Origin of the sequence: Chitinophaga filiformis, assembly GCF_023100805.1 — a bacterium.
In the GTDB taxonomy this organism is placed as follows: Bacteria; Bacteroidota; Bacteroidia; order Chitinophagales; family Chitinophagaceae; genus Chitinophaga; species Chitinophaga filiformis_B.
On record NZ_CP095855.1, the window covers coordinates 5,235,922 to 5,252,557 of the forward strand.

Annotated in this window: 17 protein-coding genes; 6 read left to right on the top strand and 11 right to left on the bottom strand. The window is 42.9% G+C overall.

Features of this window, described 5'->3' with window-relative positions:
- Positions 1-235: 235 nt before the first annotated feature.
- Positions 236-1,513 carry a hypothetical protein gene (locus MYF79_RS20240; protein ID WP_247809512.1) on the bottom strand — a complete coding sequence of 426 codons (1,278 nt, stop codon included), beginning with the start codon at positions 1,511-1,513 and terminating at the stop codon, positions 236-238.
- A 463-nt stretch (positions 1,514-1,976) separates the two neighbouring features.
- Positions 1,977-3,011: a WD40/YVTN/BNR-like repeat-containing protein gene (locus MYF79_RS20245; protein WP_247809514.1), complete on the bottom strand. Its 1,035-nt coding sequence runs from the start codon at positions 3,009-3,011 to the stop codon at positions 1,977-1,979.
- A gap of 146 nt (positions 3,012-3,157) precedes the next feature.
- On the opposite strand from MYF79_RS20245, the gene MYF79_RS20250 reads away from it, so the two are divergent.
- Together MYF79_RS20250 and MYF79_RS20255 are read left to right on the top strand one after the other, a co-directional pair.
- Positions 3,158-4,015, top strand: a complete 858-nt coding sequence (locus MYF79_RS20250) for a helix-turn-helix domain-containing protein (RefSeq protein ID WP_247809516.1) — start codon at positions 3,158-3,160, stop codon at positions 4,013-4,015.
- A gap of 144 nt (positions 4,016-4,159) precedes the next feature.
- Positions 4,160-6,130 (top strand): SEL1-like repeat protein, encoded by a 1,971-nt coding sequence (locus tag MYF79_RS20255; RefSeq protein WP_247809517.1) that lies wholly within the window; start codon positions 4,160-4,162, stop codon positions 6,128-6,130.
- 194 nt (positions 6,131-6,324) lie between these two features.
- Here the strand turns inward: MYF79_RS20255 and MYF79_RS20260 are convergent, their stop codons facing one another.
- The 5 genes from MYF79_RS20260 to MYF79_RS20280 form a co-directional block, all read right to left on the bottom strand.
- On the bottom strand, positions 6,325-6,696 hold the full coding sequence (locus MYF79_RS20260) for a dimethylsulfonioproprionate lyase family protein (RefSeq protein WP_247809524.1): 372 nt from the start codon (positions 6,694-6,696) through the stop codon (positions 6,325-6,327).
- Between the two features lie 10 nt (positions 6,697-6,706).
- Positions 6,707-7,126: a DoxX family membrane protein gene (locus MYF79_RS20265; protein ID WP_247809525.1), complete on the bottom strand. Its 420-nt coding sequence runs from the start codon at positions 7,124-7,126 to the stop codon at positions 6,707-6,709.
- A gap of 79 nt (positions 7,127-7,205) precedes the next feature.
- Positions 7,206-7,982, bottom strand: coding sequence for a helix-turn-helix domain-containing protein (locus tag MYF79_RS20270; protein WP_247809526.1), 777 nt, complete (start codon positions 7,980-7,982; stop codon positions 7,206-7,208).
- Between the two features lie 100 nt (positions 7,983-8,082).
- On the bottom strand, positions 8,083-9,000 hold the full coding sequence (locus MYF79_RS20275; protein WP_247809528.1) for a helix-turn-helix domain-containing protein: 918 nt from the start codon (positions 8,998-9,000) through the stop codon (positions 8,083-8,085).
- Between the two features lie 96 nt (positions 9,001-9,096).
- Positions 9,097-9,864: an SDR family NAD(P)-dependent oxidoreductase gene (locus MYF79_RS20280; RefSeq protein ID WP_247809535.1), complete on the bottom strand. Its 768-nt coding sequence runs from the start codon at positions 9,862-9,864 to the stop codon at positions 9,097-9,099.
- 246 nt (positions 9,865-10,110) lie between these two features.
- Here MYF79_RS20280 and MYF79_RS20285 point away from each other — a divergent pair, with 246 nt between their 5' ends.
- Complete coding sequence (locus tag MYF79_RS20285) at positions 10,111-10,929, top strand: helix-turn-helix domain-containing protein (RefSeq protein ID WP_247809537.1); 819 nt, start codon at positions 10,111-10,113, stop codon at positions 10,927-10,929.
- Positions 10,930-10,931: 2 nt separating this feature from the next.
- Here MYF79_RS20285 and MYF79_RS20290 read toward each other — a convergent pair whose 3' ends face one another.
- The 3 genes from MYF79_RS20290 to MYF79_RS20300 form a co-directional block, all read right to left on the bottom strand.
- Entirely contained in the window at positions 10,932-11,381 is a 450-nt protein-coding gene (locus MYF79_RS20290) for a YybH family protein (protein ID WP_247809538.1), read from the bottom strand.
- Between the two features lie 111 nt (positions 11,382-11,492).
- A complete protein-coding gene (locus MYF79_RS20295; RefSeq protein ID WP_247809542.1) occupies positions 11,493-11,942 on the bottom strand; it encodes a MarR family winged helix-turn-helix transcriptional regulator in 450 nt (149 codons plus the stop codon).
- 136 nt (positions 11,943-12,078) lie between these two features.
- Positions 12,079-12,450, bottom strand: coding sequence for a VOC family protein (locus tag MYF79_RS20300; RefSeq protein WP_247809543.1), 372 nt, complete (start codon positions 12,448-12,450; stop codon positions 12,079-12,081).
- A gap of 393 nt (positions 12,451-12,843) precedes the next feature.
- Between MYF79_RS20300 and MYF79_RS20305 the strand changes: the two genes are divergently transcribed.
- Positions 12,844-13,542 (top strand): DUF1826 domain-containing protein, encoded by a 699-nt coding sequence (locus MYF79_RS20305; protein WP_247809544.1) that lies wholly within the window; start codon positions 12,844-12,846, stop codon positions 13,540-13,542.
- 120 nt (positions 13,543-13,662) lie between these two features.
- Here the strand turns inward: MYF79_RS20305 and MYF79_RS20310 are convergent, their stop codons facing one another.
- The gene (locus MYF79_RS20310; protein ID WP_247809545.1) at positions 13,663-14,097 is read right to left on the bottom strand and encodes a hypothetical protein; all 435 of its coding nucleotides are present in this window, start codon (positions 14,095-14,097) and stop codon (positions 13,663-13,665) included.
- A gap of 142 nt (positions 14,098-14,239) precedes the next feature.
- Here MYF79_RS20310 and MYF79_RS20315 point away from each other — a divergent pair, with 142 nt between their 5' ends.
- Together MYF79_RS20315 and MYF79_RS20320 are read left to right on the top strand one after the other, a co-directional pair.
- The gene (locus tag MYF79_RS20315) at positions 14,240-14,674 is read left to right on the top strand and encodes a DHCW motif cupin fold protein (protein WP_247809546.1); all 435 of its coding nucleotides are present in this window, start codon (positions 14,240-14,242) and stop codon (positions 14,672-14,674) included.
- A 375-nt stretch (positions 14,675-15,049) separates the two neighbouring features.
- Positions 15,050-16,417 carry an alpha-L-fucosidase gene (locus MYF79_RS20320; protein ID WP_247809547.1) on the top strand — a complete coding sequence of 456 codons (1,368 nt, stop codon included), beginning with the start codon at positions 15,050-15,052 and terminating at the stop codon, positions 16,415-16,417.
- Positions 16,418-16,636: the final 219 nt, after the last annotated feature.

Below are 16,636 nucleotides of genomic sequence, written 5' to 3' on the forward strand. Positions count from 1 at the left end.
AACAATCAGGCTAACTATGTCATTTTATCATCAATAAGGTCTAAGAGTAATTTACCGATAAAAAGGAATATCAAAAAAAAAAATTGATTTACATCTACATTCGTCGTTTACTACTATCACACACCTGGCGAACAGTTTTTTTATCTTAAGTCAAATAAGAAGATGGCAAAGGTCTTTTTGCCTGAAGTTCAGGGTGCCGGTACATTCAATTGGGATTTTGGTGTTGTTATAGTTTCTATTTGACTTCCAAACTAAACTGGGTATACTCTCCCCTGGCGTTTTTCTTCACGATCGTATGCTTACCTTTATAGAGCAACAAAGGGCGTACATGTGCATTATCGACATAAACCACGTCAGTAGCTATAGCATTCTGGTGCTCCTTCTTCAGTTCTCCGGGGTTATAAGCACTGAATACACAACCACAATCTTTCACTAGTGCGGGTTTGAACCAGGTGACTACCCTCTTTTCTACGTCTTTAAACAGAAAGCCAGGGCGCCCGAGGGAGTCCTTAAAGCTGGCATTGAAAATGGTATAATCTACCGGGTAGTGATTACCATAGTAATTCCAGATCTTTTTAGTTGCATTATCAACTAATACGAAGGCCTCAGCCCGGCGGATCGTATCATTGGTCAGTGTATCAATAACAATTTGTTTTTCATTTAACTCTGTCTGATCGATTGTAAGGACATCTTCATAATTGAGGAGCTTGCGTAACTGGCTACCCATCATCGGGCCCGACTCATTGATATGAGCATAGCCCGCATGAATGATAAACCTGGATTTCGGATTGGCACGGATAATAGCAAGAATGTTTTTCGCCTGTTGTTCCTCCCTTAATGATGTAAATACACTTTGTATTACTTCTCCTTTCTCATTTTTTATGATCGATGCAGAGTCCCTGGGTTGATAACTAATATACTTCATCGAGCCATTTTTGTCAAGCAGGACGCTATCATCCCATGTAGCCCGTGCCAGATACTCATAGGCCCTGACCTTATAACCCTTCTTTGCCGCATACCTGATCAGCGAGGCATAAGTCGGTTCATTCAGAAAGACGCCTTCACCTTTTACAGGATAAGTTCTTTTATCTAACTGGTTATTGGGCTGGATGCCTTCCGCGAGGAAAACATTATAACCCTGCTGATATAAGGCGCTTAAAAGCGATTTAGTAAAAAGTCTATGCTGCGGGCGGTAATGAGCTTCATTGATCAATATGATCCGATGTTTCGCAGCCTCTCTGAGAATGAATTCGCGGGCATCAAGGACATGCTTGTTATACAGCGTAATTCGAATAGGTGCCTTTGGCGTACCGATCGAATCTTCATATACCATACTTTCATGGTAATATCCCGCAACTGACAACGTGGTCAGATTCATTTCTGTAGCATAAGGAGCCCTGTTGTTCCTCGCGATAATAGAGTCCGCAAAATCATAGCTGGAATTGCCCGATTCGTGCTGATCTGCTGATAATGAAATGATAAGACAAAGAAGAGGAATGATAGCGAATTTCATGGGTGTAGCTTATATTTGAAACGTGAACAGATATATTCAGACTGGTTGTTTTTCATAATACAGTACCAAACGACCTTCTGACTTTGGGTAATAACACCATTATCAACAACATAGAAAAATATCCCGTGATCGTGAAATCCGTTTAAGATCAGGAAATAAGGCAATAGTCGCTATGCGTTGCATGAATTGAGGATGTTAGCCGATAATCGTGAGTAATCTTAGAAATTAACGGACCGGCTATTGAAATAGTATATTTTCGGTAATACTTTTTATATATATTATATAAGGTATAGACTTTAAAACATTCAAATGGTTAATCAACACCTATATTATACGACTTCACGATCAGGCACTTAAAATGCAAAAACCGCCTGGAGAGCGGTTTTTGCATTTTAAGCTATTTTAACACATTTCACAAGTATTTAATATTCAATTCAACCTGGTTCGGTTAATGAACCAATTTTCAACATCCCCCCTTGCCGGGTATGGCATAGATCACGTTGCCTGAAAACAATAAATTGAAAACCTTATCTCCTACAGCAGGAAGTAGTAATTCCCATGTCTTCCCCTTGTCTGATGATCTGAAAATGCCGTCACGATGAACACAAATGAAGTTTTCACCAACCGGGATAATTGAAACCGCGGAGGCTTTCACATTAGGACGATCATTCCAGGTCCGCCATATTGAATCATCAACGACATTGTCCCGAAGGTCGGCGCTAATCAGCTGCCAGGTTTTACCGCCGTCATGGGATGTCCTTAACCTCCTGGTATTCGACGCCGGATCAGAAGTGATAGCAGCGAATCCACCTTTGATCTGTTTTACATCCCAGGCCACATCGCCTTCAGTACTCACCACCGCCCAGTTTTCGCCATTATCGGTCGATCTTATTATCCCTCCCGTACTGATCGCCAGCAGCACACCATTCGCCTCTGCAAGATGCCCTACCAGGCTTCCGGTATGGACATGCTTCCAGGTCTTTCCGTTGTTAGCCGTTTTAAAAAAACCTTTGTCCGTGCCGATGAAAATTGCACCTCCGGCAGTCTCAAAAGTGCTGCGTATCCGTGGCTCAGCAAAAAGTTCGAATACCGGCGACCATATACTCGTTCCGTCTGCTTTTTTCAAATTTATACCCCAGTATTTGCCGACAACTCTCCCGGACTTACCTGCGGCAATGCCGCTATACTCATAAGGGAAAATCTCTTTGGCCCAAAAAGGAGCTGTGGCATTAGGCGCATTGTGATAGAATCCGTTCTCAACCTTTAAGTACAGTCCTTTATCATTTGCAAAGAAGCCATTTCTCTGGACACCACCCTCCAGCAAATTTTCGGGCAACCCTTTGCTGATGTCCTGCCAGCTTTGTCCGCCATCTGTAGATTTAAAAACGACCTTTCCAGTTCCTGCCTTCTCTTTTTTTGGGTCCGGATGCCTATCCGGGAGAAGGGAAGATGAGAGAACCGTGAAAAGGAGCAAAAAGGCAAGGATATAAGAATTCATCGCTATATTTTTTTTTGGTGAGCAATGATGCAAAGCTATCTGTCCTCAACTACCTCAAAGCCTTTTAGCGGTAAAACGTTGTAAAAGATGCGTAAAACGTTTGTAAAACCGACTAAAACCGGGGGCTATTGGTGTATTTTGCACACATGAAGCCATTTATTCTATTCGGATCTTCCATCATAATCACTTTTATTTTAATTTCTGTTGTTGCCTCGATCAATAAAAAAGATGAGATTCCTGAGAAGCATTTAGAAATTGTGTTACGTAATATAGGACATCAGCTTTTGCTCTCAGCTAAAGATTCTTCGTCCCGGGTGCTGCCAGTTAAGAAATTAAATGAAAATACCTACCAGATCTCCTTTCAAAATGACTTCGGGGTTATTTCCGATACACTCATCAATTTAGTTCAACGAACATTTCAAAAAAGCGCCCTGGCAAACAATTATATAGTAAGCCTAAAGAATTGTAAACCAAAGGAAACTGTCCTCGCATTCGAAATAAACAGGCAGGCTGGCAATCTCACACCTTGCCGGGGGCGTAAGCTTCAGGTTGGTTGTTATGTCGTTGAAATTGAATTTTTTAAGAAAACTACGTTTAATTACTTCTTGTTGTTGCCATTAATTATTCCTTTGAGTGCTGTTGGATTTTATGTAAAAAATAAGTTCCGGAAAGAAGAGGAACAAGTAGCGATCCCCGATAATAATGATTACCTGCAACTAGGAAACTTTAGGTTCTACGCAGATAATAACGTGCTGAAAACTGAGGATAAAAGCATTACGCTCTCGGAAAAAGAGACCAAAGCACTACAAATATTTGCAGAAAATATGAATCAGGTCGTAGAAAGGGAAAAACTGATGAAAGAGATCTGGGAAGACAAAGGCCTGGTGGTCATCAGTAGAAATGTGGATGTATTGGTGTCAAAATTACGTAAGAAACTGACCGACGATCACTCTATTAAATTTATTAATGTACCTGGCAGGGGCTACAAATTCATTATTGAGTAGATACACTTTCTCCCCTTTTTTAGAATGCCTTTTTCCAGACATATGACATAATTAAAACCATTTCCAACCTGTTTGCGGGAACGAACTCTTCCCGCCGTTAACCCTATACGATACCTCCATTTAAAGAATTAGTACCTTTGCAAAATGTCACACAGTGTATATTTAGTTAATACCAGCTCCCTTTCAGGAAAAGACAGGAATGATATAATGATGATGGAATGGGGGTATGAGATGCCACTATTATTACAACCTTTATTAATAAGTGGAGGCATTATTGAAGATGACATTCTATACTATAATGCCAAATCCGGTATTGAAAACCTGAAAAGGTTCTACAACTTCCTGGATACTTCCAAATCTCTTATTAGCAATAAAAGCATTTTTACAGCATGTAAAAATAAGCTATTTAAATACCTGGAGGGTCTGGAACATGCTTACTTTAGCCTGAATGCCCGTGACGTATTCAATATGGATGAGGCGCCACATAACGAACAGGCGGCTATCTGGCTGGCAGATATTGCGTATAACAATGCTATGATCACCCGTGCCATGGACAACAACGACATATCCCTGCTGCGTTACGACAAGCTTAAACATGTAAGCATGGCTTTTCACTCATTTGCTGAACTGCTGAACTACCCGGACTATTCTTATGGATGGGGACATATCAATGAAGATGTGCGAAAGGAAGAAATTTACTATGAGAACGGGTTATGGGGATTGAAAAACGCTGAAGGAGAAGTATTGTTGAGCGCTCAATTTGATGACTTTTATGAATTCAGTGAGCAGGGTATTGCCGTGGTAATGAAGGATCAGAAATATGGCTATGTACGCAGATCAGGTGAGATCATAGTTACCCCGGAATGGGATGAGGCCTATGATTTTGATCATTCTTATCTGGCGATTGTTCAGCGCAATGGTCTTTTGGGACTGATCAATCCTTCGGGAAAAGTTGTTGCAGCACCAATATATGAAAACCTTAACAAAGTTGGTTACAATGGTCATTACATTGCACAGAAGAATGGAAAATGGGGTGTACTCGGGGAAGATGCAAAAGTGATCATCGATTTTAAATATGAAAAAATAGAATTACTGCATGACAATGTATTCATGCTTCTGAAAGATGGTTTTTACAGCCTTACCGAAAACGGCGAGCAGTTCGACCTGATAGTACGTAAAGCCCCTCATCAGGGCTTTGCCTGGGCAATCAAGGACAAGAAAGTTTACCTGGTTGATAAATATGGAATATCAAGAGCAAATAAAGACCTGGTACAACAGGATGCTGAAAGTGATGGCTACAGTTTATATTATGATGAGGTAGTGCGTGAGAGGCTACTGGCATACACAAAGACGCCTGATGAAGAAACTGTTATAGATGCCTACACGCCGGTTGAAGAATTGTATAATATTGGTGTAGATGCCTATAACAGACAGGATTACCAGTCAGCCATCTATCACTACACGCTTGCTGCTGAAAAAGGATACGGTTATGCGATGAACAACCTCGCGTATATTTATTACATGATTGACGGATATGTAGATAATGACAGCGCATTTTACTGGTATGAGAAGGGAGCTGCTGCGGGCAATACAAATGCCCTCAATGGATTGAGCCTGTGTTATCAGAATGGCATAGGAACTGCCCCTGATATAGAAAAAGCCATTGACCTGTTGCAGCAAGCAGCGGAGGACGGGCTGGCAGCGGCACATAATAACTTAGGATTTCTACTTATTGATACAGATCCCGGGCAGGCACTATACCACTATCATCAGGCAGAGGAACTTGGAGAACCGGATTACGGTAGCCTGGGATACCTGTATGAAGAAAACGGGGATTTTGAAACCGCTCTTCGTTACTACCGGAAAGATGAGTCCGAATTTGGCGCGTTCAATCAGGGAATTTTTTACCTGAGAGGATTAGGGACAGCAAAAGACGTAAAAGCGGCAATAGGATACTTTGAAACAGCAGCAGACGGCGGTTATGCCTGGGGACATATTGAACTGGCACGAATATACCTGTCTGAAGAAGGCTTTATCGATAAGGATCTTGCAAAGGCACATATTTCAGCGGCAGAAAAAGCAGGTCTTGAAATCCCTGATGAATTATTAACGTAATACAAGGTTGCATTTCCCTTTTCCCACATTGGCCTTAATTATGTCGACTCAGGGCTTTGTCAATCGTATACACTCCTTATCATCTCCGTCAGGTCTATGTGTTCATACATAATGCATAGAGGATGGCCTAATCTAAACAAGCCCACTTGTCTAGGACAGGGGCTTGTATATAATTAGAACGGCGTATACCTGATTTACACTAATATCTCTACCTCTTCGGGGACAACAAACAGCAAAGTGCAACCTGTTGTTGTTGTAACAGCATGTTTGAAGTTGGGCGGAGTATATAAATAGTCCCCTTCCGATAATACTGCATTCTCAAAAGTAGCCTCTCCACTTAATACATATACTTCCTCACCTGCCGGGTGGTTATGATACGGATAAGAAGCTCCTGGTTCAAATTTTAACAGAATGGTCGTTGATCGTTCCTTCAGTTGATCATAATGAAGGGATATTACCGAGATGCCCTTATAATGCACACCTTTTTCAACTAACGGTTGCCATTCCTTTTGCGCTTTTCTCACAATATGATCATTAATATCAGTACTGATGGCAGTATTTTTCATAATTGTATATTTATTTAGTTAGTAATTGGTCAACGCTCAACTTGTAATAGGGAATAGTAGCCAGCAGGAATGCGCCGGCGCTAAACACAAATACGGAATAATCCAGCGGTTCTTTTATACCATATGATAAGGTCATGGCAAGTGCAAACAGGAGCGTTAATAAGGCGGCGCACAATGCAGCATAATTTGTCTTAAAGCCAATGAGCAGCATGACGCCCAATGTGAGCTCCAAAATGGTGCTTGTAACAGCCAGTAGCGGTATCAGGCTGTGAGGTATAAAAGAATTTACCTGTGCTGTGTAGTCTAAAAACTTGTTCCAGCCGGAGGAATGCCGGCCCCATAGCCCTAACCTGCTTGCAACCGCCGACAAAAATCCGGCTGATAATGCACATCGTAGCGATAAGGATGCAATGTCTTGTAGCATGTTCATGATGAATGATTTAACGCTACAAAGATGACACCCGGAGGAGGACTAAAGAATAGAGAATCCTGAGAAAAGCATGTAATATTTATACAGGGTATTGGCTGGGGGATATACCCGTCTGTTTTTTAAAGAAGTTGGAGAAATAAAACGGATCATTAAAGCCGAGTTTATAGGCGACCTCCTTTACTGACAGGTCTTCATATGTCAGGAGCCTTTTGGCCTCAGAGGTGATCAGGCCATAAATAACATGCTGTGCCGTCTTTCCGGCATGGATCTTTGAAAGCTCGTTCAATTTCATGTCGGTAGTGCCGAGCAGCTGGGCAAATTTCGAAACGGGGTAATTATGTTCGAAATTATCCCTTACAGCTTCCAGGAATTTCAAAAACAAGGCATTGGGTTTCCAGATTTCGTCACCCCGATCAACTTTGGCCCGGTTGATAGATACCAGTATTAACTTAATACGCGCATGAACCGAAATAAGGTATTGATAGGGCTGTTCAATTAACTCCGCTTGTATAAGGCGGAGTTCCTGCCCCACCACATTACTGTCCACCGTAATAACCTCGTTCATAGCAAAATGACAGAATAGTCCATTATGGAAAATGAGTTCAATGTCATTATCGTCTTTCCCAAAATAATCTAACGTAAACTCAAGTATAAAGCCTTTTGCAGACGAGGCACCGTTAAACCTGTGAATCTGTCCGGAGGTTATCGTAATGACCTGGCCACTATTTAAAGAAAACTCCTTCTCATCAACTGTCATGTTTACTTTGCCGGTCTCACAATACACCAGCACATACTTCATGACGCGTCTTGGACTTTGCAAATCAGGAATGCTGTCGAAATCCTTTATATCAACCATTACGAACTGTTTATAGTTAGCACCGGAGCACCGATATTGGCATATCGGAGGCTTACAACCAGCTTCATCCAAATATAATATAATGTCGCATACCTATTTATTAATTAAATGCGGCCCTGAACTCCAAGGGCGATTGCCCGGTCTTACTTTTGAACAGCCTGCTGAAGGATTGCGGATGCTCAAAGCCTAATTGGTAGGCCACCTCGCTAACGGTCATCTTTGTGGTCAGGAGCAGTTCTTTAGATTTTTCAATCAGTTTCTCATGAATATGTTGCTGGGCGTTTAACCCGGTGAGTGACCGCAGCATATCACTTAAATAGTTAGGTGTATAGTTCAGTTGCTGAGCGAGGTATTGTACGGTAGGCCCGCCGTCATATATCGCCTTTTCCTCCCTGAAGTAAGCGTTTAAAAGTTCCTCGAATTGCTGCAGCAGATCGCTGGTGGCTGCCCGCCGGGTAATAAATTGTCGCTTGTAAAACCGCCTGGCATAACTGAGCAGCAGCTCGATCTGTGCAATTACCACTTCGTGGCTGAAGTCGTCTATCCGGTTATTTAGCTCTTCCTGAATGATGTTAAAAACAGCTGACACAGTTGTTCTTTCCTGTTCGGAAAGGTGCAGCGCTTCATTCGTAGCGTAGGAAAAGAACCCGTATTGTTTAATCTTGGCGGCAAGCGGGAAACCCTGGAGAAAGTCCTGGTGGAAGATCAGCGAATAGCCCTCATTTCCCTTGTAATTGGCAGTACTGCCTACTATCTGGTTAGGCGCGGTAAATACCATACTCCCTTCGTCAAAGTCATAATAGCCCTGGCCGTATCTGAATTTACCGGCTAACTTCCGGATAAATGTGATTTTGTAAAGGGTAGTTACATAGCGAACTGGCAAGCGGCTCAGATTGATCCGCTCGTCCCTTGTGTCCAGTAAACTGATCAGCGGGTGAGCAGGTCCGGGAATACCCAGCAAACGGTGGATCTCCGTTATAGATTCCAGTTTATCAATTTTGGGCATATTGCTTTTCATGCTGTAAGATACTAAATATGACCGGAGCCTTTCCTCAACCGGTCATATTTAGTGTTTAAATAAAGTGATAATGATAATGGGTAACCTGATGCTATATCACCATGGCAAGGGTCCTTCAGGTCCGGTAAAACCTCCTGTCGGGCCGTCTGTTTCCAGTGCTACACGGATCGGCTCCCGTGAACCAACTTCCAGGCTGTCTGTTCCCTGGAAATTATTCAGTGCAGTGGCTGTAAAGCCGGGGCTTACCGCATTGACCTTAATGTTTTCTTTTTCCAGTTCCAGGGAAAAGGCAAGCGTAACTGCATTAAGTGCGGTTTTGGATGCAGCATACACTATTCCGAAACTATCCCGTGCCCAACACTGAGGATCAGATATCCAGGTTAATGAGCCCAGCCCACTGGATACGTTGACGATACGTGCAGACGCCGATTTACGCAATAAGGGCAAAGCAGCCTGAGTAACTGCAATAACACCGAAAACGTTGGTTTCCCATACCGTGCGTACTTCGTCTAAAGATACATTTACGGCCCGCCCTGTGAGCATGAGTTCCTCCACGCCTTTAGGGATTGTTCCGCCATGTGATATGCCTGCATTATTTACCAGCAGGTCCAGGCGGCCATACTCGCTACCTATGCGTTCTACTGCCGCATCAATGGTTTGTTGCCGGGTAACGTCCAACTGAATAGCTTTTGCATTTTCTCCTATTTCGGCAGCAGCCTTTTCGCCATTTTCCATTTTACGCGACCCTACATATACAATATAACCATTGGCGACGAGCGCCCTGGCGATCTCATTCCCGACGCCCTGGTTAGCGCCAGTGACAAGCGCAACCGGCCTGATCGATGATGTTGTTTGATTTTCCATTAAATATTTGATTAACTGTCTGATGCAAAGGTCCACATTGCACATTTTGCACCCGTAACCAAATCAAGGATACTTGTAACTGAAATGAAACAAAAATTGATGATGCCTGACTGTTTGACTTTAACTATTGAATAGCTTGCTGAAAGATTACGAATTCCCGCGGATAGGGAGGGTTTATATGAAATAGGTTTGGGAAGAATGAATTAATACTGTAATTTAATATTGTATTCAAACCAATAGTTGCCCTTGCAATACACTCCCTGCGACATATTGAAACCCTTTATCAGGAATTATTCCGTAATCACCATCGACAAGGATATCAACAATGAAATTTTCTATCCAAGTGGATACGTAGATTTCATTGTTAAAATGCCAGATGGTAATGCCGCCACCATTATCGGCGGACAATACCGGGACACGCCTGCATTTGAATTACTAGGGCATCTGACAGTTCCGACCAGGTTGAATGCAGCCAAAGGAACTACAATACTGATAGCCAGAATGTATCCTTATGCATGTGCTGTATTCTTCCCAAATCCAATTACGGATTTTACCAATTCAGCTACCAATCTGCTGGATGTGTATGCCAGAGATTTGCGGGATCTCTATGAAGTAATGATGAGTAAAGTCTCAATTGGCCAACAGATAGATCTGATCGAATCCTTTTTTATTGAAAAACTAAAAAAGCATGAGAAGAAACAACAAAAGGTTCAGCAGCTATCCCTGATCTGCCGGCATATACTGAGCACAGGTGAAGGCTTCGATCTTAATCAGCTGTCATCTACACTCGGGCTTTCCAAAAGATATATTCAAAAACAGTTCTTTGAAATGGTGGGCCTGACACCAGGTACACTGTACGCATCTTACCGTTTCAATAGAAGTTTACGGCAAATACTTTCTACAGACGTATCGCTTACCTCGATTGCCTATGAATGCGACTACTACGACCAGGCCCACTTTATCAAAGAATTCAGAAAATTTACCGGCATCACACCGCTCCAGGTGAGGCGCACACTTATTAAAAATGGAGATGACTTTCAGAAAGCCGTAAATATTGGATTATAAATCTACTTTGACACCGGCTTATTGCTGCTGAACATATCCCTATGCATTTTTAAGCCATCAGCAGTGTTTTTCCAAACCACCATCACCTTACCTTCGTCCAGTTTATTTCCGTTAAGGTCTGTCATTTCATAATAGCTTTCCTCTGTAATGAATGTGCTGGCATCACCATACAAATGTTGTATAGTGAATTTGACATGCACTTTAGGGCCATCTTTAAAGAATTTCGCGATATTTTCTTTTCCGCATACAGGTGCTGAATTGGGAGGCAGCAGACAGGCATCGTCTGTGTATCTGGTGAGGATTGAACCATCATTCTTATTTGCCAGGTCAGCATAGATGGCATTGCTGGCTTCGATCGCTTTACGGGCTTGCTGCAAGGGATCAGTATTGGTTTGGGCTTTGGAAATTAGTGTTATTGCCATCAGCATAGCCAGGGCGAGTACGTTCTTCATAAATTATTATTTCCAACAAAGAAAAAGCGTTCGAAGAAACCAAAATTGTAAAAAAGCGCACATGGCCCCTCACCTATTCCATCTAAGTTCATCCAATGGGAATTTCAGATCTTACTTAATCAATCTCTTAAGTAAACTATCGAATGTCACTTTATCTTTTACTACATCGCTAAAAAACACATCATCCACTTGCTGAACAATACGATATGCCTCTCTTAGGGCCGCTATACCTTTATCGGTCATCTTTAATTGCTTCGCACGACTGTCGCCGGGATCTTTTACTCTTTCTATGATCTGTTTTTCTTCCAGAGCCGCCAATACCTTAGAGGTCATCATTTTATCAGTATTAGCGTAATCTGCTAACTGCTGCTGGGTGACTGCCTGCTTTTTCTTAGTCAACCAATAGAGACCCGCCATCAGAGAGAATTGAGTGAGTGTAAGCCCCACCTTTCCAAGTGCCCTGTTCATGCTTAACTGCCATTGCATCGTAACCTGCCAAAGCAGGTACCCGCTATTTTCTTCCGGTTCAATGTAGGAGAATATCTCATCCTGTGTATCCATCTTATATGTGCATGTATAATTTAATCAAAATGAAGCTTATTGATCAGAACAAACGTCCTAATTGTACACTACTTGCCGTGGCAGCCATCATGGTCGTGGTCACATTGCGTGACCACGACCCAAAATATTATTGTCATTAATCTTCCTTTGTTTCCTGCAAAGTAATTGCATAACCATCAGGATCGGATATAACCAGGATCCTTCCAAACGGCGTTGGATGGACATCCTTCACGATAGAAATTTTGTCACCTTTTTCCGCCAAAAATGCGTCCAGATCGCCTATTCCAAACCATACGGCTACTCCCCAACCGAGTAAATTTGCCTTGGAAAGTTCGATCATAGGTGTTCTGATAGCGAAGGCTGCACCATTCTTTTGCTCAAACACAATGGCACCGGGTGGAGATTTCAGAACTGGCTTAAAATTCAGAATCTCGGTATAAAATTTTCCAGATACTTCAAGATCAGTCACTTGAAGTGAAACAAAGCTGAGTTGTGTTGGTTCTGACATAGATCTAATTTAGTTGTCGCGACTACTAAATTAAAGATTATCTTTACAACCACAAATCTTTTTTAAGCCTGGGATGAATTTTCCGGAACCATAGCCGCCTTATAAAACCTGTTACAACACGCTACAGCAGTAGCCAAAGCCAGATATATTGTTTGGCTGTTAGTAAACGCTGAGCCACGGAATTCATGCACCCGGCAGTGTCAAGCTGAGCGAATTTTCGATATAACACGCGCTGTATCCCCGAAAAGGGCCTGACAGCGGAAATCGGGATATCTGTTAGCTTTTTGTTGTTATCTTCATCAAAAGCTTTTAAATCAGTACTTATGCCGCCTTGACCGGATGCTATTTCTATACGTCTTATCAAACGAGCATACATTTTGAATATCAACTATCATGATAGATCTATCTCATGCTGAGCATCAAATTCGCTGTGTCACGAATTTTCAGGACCTTGTTGCTACGCCATTTAGTGGAGAAATTAATGCGATCTGCTGGTCTCGTAAACTAACAGGTGATTTTTCTGAGATTGTCCAAAAGGTCAGATTAAGCGGAAATATTACAACAATTGATGAAGAGGAACTTCGTGAACTATATTTGAGTGAACAAGGACAAATTGCCCGTGACATCCTTCTAAATGACATGAAAGCATTGGAAGCTCATGGCGCATCGCCCACCCTTAATGTGATCAAGCACTATGAGCGGGATGATGCCTACCCCTTTTTTCCAACTGATGTTTATTCTTTTCATGTAGATCGCTCCCCTATACCAACCGATACCTTTTTATGCACTTACTATGGCGACTCGAGTGAGATATTACCGAATTCACAAGGCATAAAGAAAGTACTCATTCCGGAAATACGTGATGAACTCAAAAAACTATACCATGGACCAGATGAAGGCTTTGAATCATTCTTAAGTGAACATTTCTTTGATCTGCACTATCAGGCTAAACCTGATGCACGTCCTGTAAGCTTGGGCCTTGGTCACCTATGGAGGTTGGCAGTTGATCATCCCCAAAGTCAGGTGCCACCCTGTTTACACCGCGCACCTAAGGAAACATCCGGACGGAACAGGCTGTTGCTGATCTGTTGAATAAGATGATCCAGACGATAACTTGGCCGCTCTCCTTCCATATGCAGATATGACAACCGGTAGGATGAACGTTTCCGCTATCGGTTAGTATCGAGGAAATTACATCCTTTTAGCAGAAAGTTATTGTTGATTGTCCTCCTGCTGTTTCAGATCCGGATAGCGGGCTGCCAGCTCCTCGTGCAGAAGGCGCATACCGTTTACATATGTAGATACCAGGATCCTTTTACCCTTTCCTTTGTAGGGAATGATATGCAGATAGTTCCAGGCAAATTTGTATCCCTTTATGTCTGCCAGCAGGATCTCCCTGTTCACAAGCCTGGATACCTTACGGACACTGTGATTATCCCAAAAGATCTTTTCATCCGCCTGAAGAATACCACACACAGCAACAACAATGGCAATGAGCGATACAGGTAAAATGAGAAAGAGACCTCTCCTGAAAAAGGGATCGAAGAATGAATAGATCAACAGGCTAACAAACAAACATATCAGGGCGCCGAACAGGATGTAAGTGGCATTCCTCCAGCCGCGGGTCAGATAAAAAACGTCTTCCATAGAATGAGGTAAATATTTTGTGTAAATATAAATTTTGCCCGTTAAAATCCCCCTTTTTTACATGGCGTCACTTTCAACAAATCTCCCCCACGTCGCTAATTCATACTATTCTTCCTTATCCGGATACACGAAACTCATGATTATGACCATGGAATGCGCTAAATTCCTTAGCTTTAAACATCACCCGTACCTGTCTCCATTGACAGCTACATTCAGTCAACCAAATATGAGCAACATACCCTTTCAAACGATAGACTGGACCACTATCGAAAAAACAACACATACAGGAACAACAGGCACTGCAACCTGGCAAACGATGCAATTTGACGGGCTCAGGATCCGGCTGGTTGAATATTCAAAAGGCTACCTGGCTGACCACTGGTGTCAAAAAGGCCATATTGTTCATTGCCTGGAAGGAACTTTTATCAGCGAACTCGAAAACGGAGAACAAACCGTCCTTAGTAAGGGTATGACCTATGTTGTATCTGACGATCTGAGTTCCCACCGGTCTATTTCTGATGAAGGAGTTAAGCTGCTGATTATCGACGGCGACTTTCTAAAGTCAAGACTGGCTTGACAAAAGAACGCTGTGACCATTCTAAGAACAGTTGTTCATGATGACACTCAATGGTTACATTCCCGGTCAGCCACACAGGCGATAGATACTTTTCCAACAACCGGAAAACCCAAACGCTGAAAGAAGATGTAACCCAAGTCTGGCATCGGCTGTCCATCACTGAAGACATTGTCATTTGCGACTGAACGCACAAGGATGCTCCACCTACACCCGCCTGTTTTGCTTTTAAAGGATTTAAGGCATTAGCCAGTCCCTGCTATAAAGCAGATATAGCAATAGATCAGGTGAAACAGGTAAACGCCGCCAGAAAGAACAGTACAAGGGAAGACTTTTCACTACGAATAAAATAACGACATACTCAACTAAACTCCTATCATGAAAAAAAACTTGTATCGATTTGGCGTTCTTTTCCTGCTGGCAATTACGATGTTACAGGCACAGGCCCAGGAAAAGAAACGCATTGGCAATGAAACACCGGCTCAAAAACAAAAACGCATGGAATGGTGGACGCACGACCGTTTCGGCATGTTCATACACTGGGGCTTATATGCACAGGCAGCCAGGCATGAATGGGTAAAACGCTGGGAACGTTTGACAAATGACCAGTATCAGCCGTATTTTGATATGTTCAATCCGGATATGTTCGACCCTAAAGCCTGGGCGAAGTCGGCCAAAGCAGCAGGGATGAAATACGCAGTACTGACCACCAAACACCATGAGGGCTTCTGCCTTTTTGATTCAAAATTTACAGACTATAAGGCTACCAATACGGCTGCCAAAAGAGACCTGGTAAAAGAGTTCGTGGATGCATTCAGAGCAGAAGGTATTAAAATAGGTTTTTACTATTCCCTGCTGGACTGGCATCATCCTGACTTTCCTATTGACGCGTATCATCCTCAACAGCCGGCGGGTGACGCAGATACTGCCTATGCCCGCCTGAATAAAGGCAGGGACATGGCCAAATACAGGCTGTATATGAAGAACCAGATCACTGAGCTGCTGACCAAGTACGGAAAGATAGACATCATGTGGCTCGACTTTTCCTATCCCGGCAATAATGGCCATGGCAAAGGCAGTGAAGACTGGGGCTCAGTAGAATTACTGAAACTCATTCGCAAGCTGCAGCCAGGCATACTGGTAGATAATCGCCTGGGACTGGAAGCATATGAAGACGGCGCTGATTTCCTCACCCCGGAACAGGTAAAGCCGGAGGAACTGGAAAAATTCAAGGGACAAACCTGGGAAACCTGTCAGACCTTTTCCGGCTCATGGGGTTATTTCAGGGATGAGAATACCTGGAAAAGCACCCACGATCTGCTCGCGCTGCTAATCACCTCTGTTAGCCAGGGTGGCAACCTGATACTGAACGTTGGCCCCACCGCACGCGGTGTTTTCGACGACCGTGCACAGCTCGCGTTAACTAATATCAGCAACTGGATGAAATTCAACAACCGTGCTATTTATGGCTGTACTTATGCGCCCGACACATTTAAGGCCCCGGCAAACACGCTGCTCACCTATAATCCGCTTACAAAACGCCTGTATGTCCATTTAATGGAATATCCGGGAAGCACGCTGATCTTGCCGGGGTATAAGGGTAAAGTGAAATATTGCCAGTTTGCCCATGATAATTCTGAAATACTTCGCGATAAAACGGATAGTACGGGTAGCAATCTTATTCTCAAACTGCCGGCACAAAAACCCAATGTGGAGGTGCCCGTTATTGAGCTGGTATTAAATTAATTACAAATCCCCTCATGTAATTTTCCAAATGCCTGCAGATATCCATCTGCAGGCATTTCTGCTGTATACGCTGATAGCTGAAACGGCTGTTCCGGCTGTACTGGCTACACAGCTAATAATAAATAATCCGCTGTTCCTAAAAATGGTAAAGCATTTGGTGCATATGATCTATTACAGACAGCAGATAAAAAGCACCCGTAAATCTAAACGTAAGCCAAG

Excerpts from the sequence above, each read along its gene's own strand:
- MYF79_RS20240 (WP_247809512.1), bottom strand. The coding sequence starts at position 1,513 with ATGAAATTCGCTATCATTCCTCTTCTTTGTCTTATCATTTCATTATCA.
- MYF79_RS20245 (WP_247809514.1), bottom strand. The coding sequence starts at position 3,011 with ATGAATTCTTATATCCTTGCCTTTTTGCTCCTTTTCACGGTTCTCTCA.
- MYF79_RS20250 (WP_247809516.1), top strand. The coding sequence starts at position 3,158 with ATGAAGCCATTTATTCTATTCGGATCTTCCATCATAATCACTTTTATT.
- MYF79_RS20255 (WP_247809517.1), top strand. The coding sequence starts at position 4,160 with ATGTCACACAGTGTATATTTAGTTAATACCAGCTCCCTTTCAGGAAAA.
- MYF79_RS20260 (WP_247809524.1), bottom strand. The coding sequence starts at position 6,696 with ATGAAAAATACTGCCATCAGTACTGATATTAATGATCATATTGTGAGA.
- MYF79_RS20265 (WP_247809525.1), bottom strand. The coding sequence starts at position 7,126 with ATGAACATGCTACAAGACATTGCATCCTTATCGCTACGATGTGCATTA.
- MYF79_RS20270 (WP_247809526.1), bottom strand. The coding sequence starts at position 7,982 with ATGGTTGATATAAAGGATTTCGACAGCATTCCTGATTTGCAAAGTCCA.
- MYF79_RS20275 (WP_247809528.1), bottom strand. The coding sequence starts at position 9,000 with ATGAAAAGCAATATGCCCAAAATTGATAAACTGGAATCTATAACGGAG.
- MYF79_RS20280 (WP_247809535.1), bottom strand. The coding sequence starts at position 9,864 with ATGGAAAATCAAACAACATCATCGATCAGGCCGGTTGCGCTTGTCACT.
- MYF79_RS20290 (WP_247809538.1), bottom strand. The coding sequence starts at position 11,381 with ATGAAGAACGTACTCGCCCTGGCTATGCTGATGGCAATAACACTAATT.
- MYF79_RS20295 (WP_247809542.1), bottom strand. The coding sequence starts at position 11,942 with ATGGATACACAGGATGAGATATTCTCCTACATTGAACCGGAAGAAAAT.
- MYF79_RS20300 (WP_247809543.1), bottom strand. The coding sequence starts at position 12,450 with ATGTCAGAACCAACACAACTCAGCTTTGTTTCACTTCAAGTGACTGAT.
- MYF79_RS20305 (WP_247809544.1), top strand. The coding sequence starts at position 12,844 with ATGATAGATCTATCTCATGCTGAGCATCAAATTCGCTGTGTCACGAAT.
- MYF79_RS20310 (WP_247809545.1), bottom strand. The coding sequence starts at position 14,097 with ATGGAAGACGTTTTTTATCTGACCCGCGGCTGGAGGAATGCCACTTAC.
- MYF79_RS20315 (WP_247809546.1), top strand. The coding sequence starts at position 14,240 with ATGACCATGGAATGCGCTAAATTCCTTAGCTTTAAACATCACCCGTAC.
- MYF79_RS20320 (WP_247809547.1), top strand. The coding sequence starts at position 15,050 with ATGAAAAAAAACTTGTATCGATTTGGCGTTCTTTTCCTGCTGGCAATT.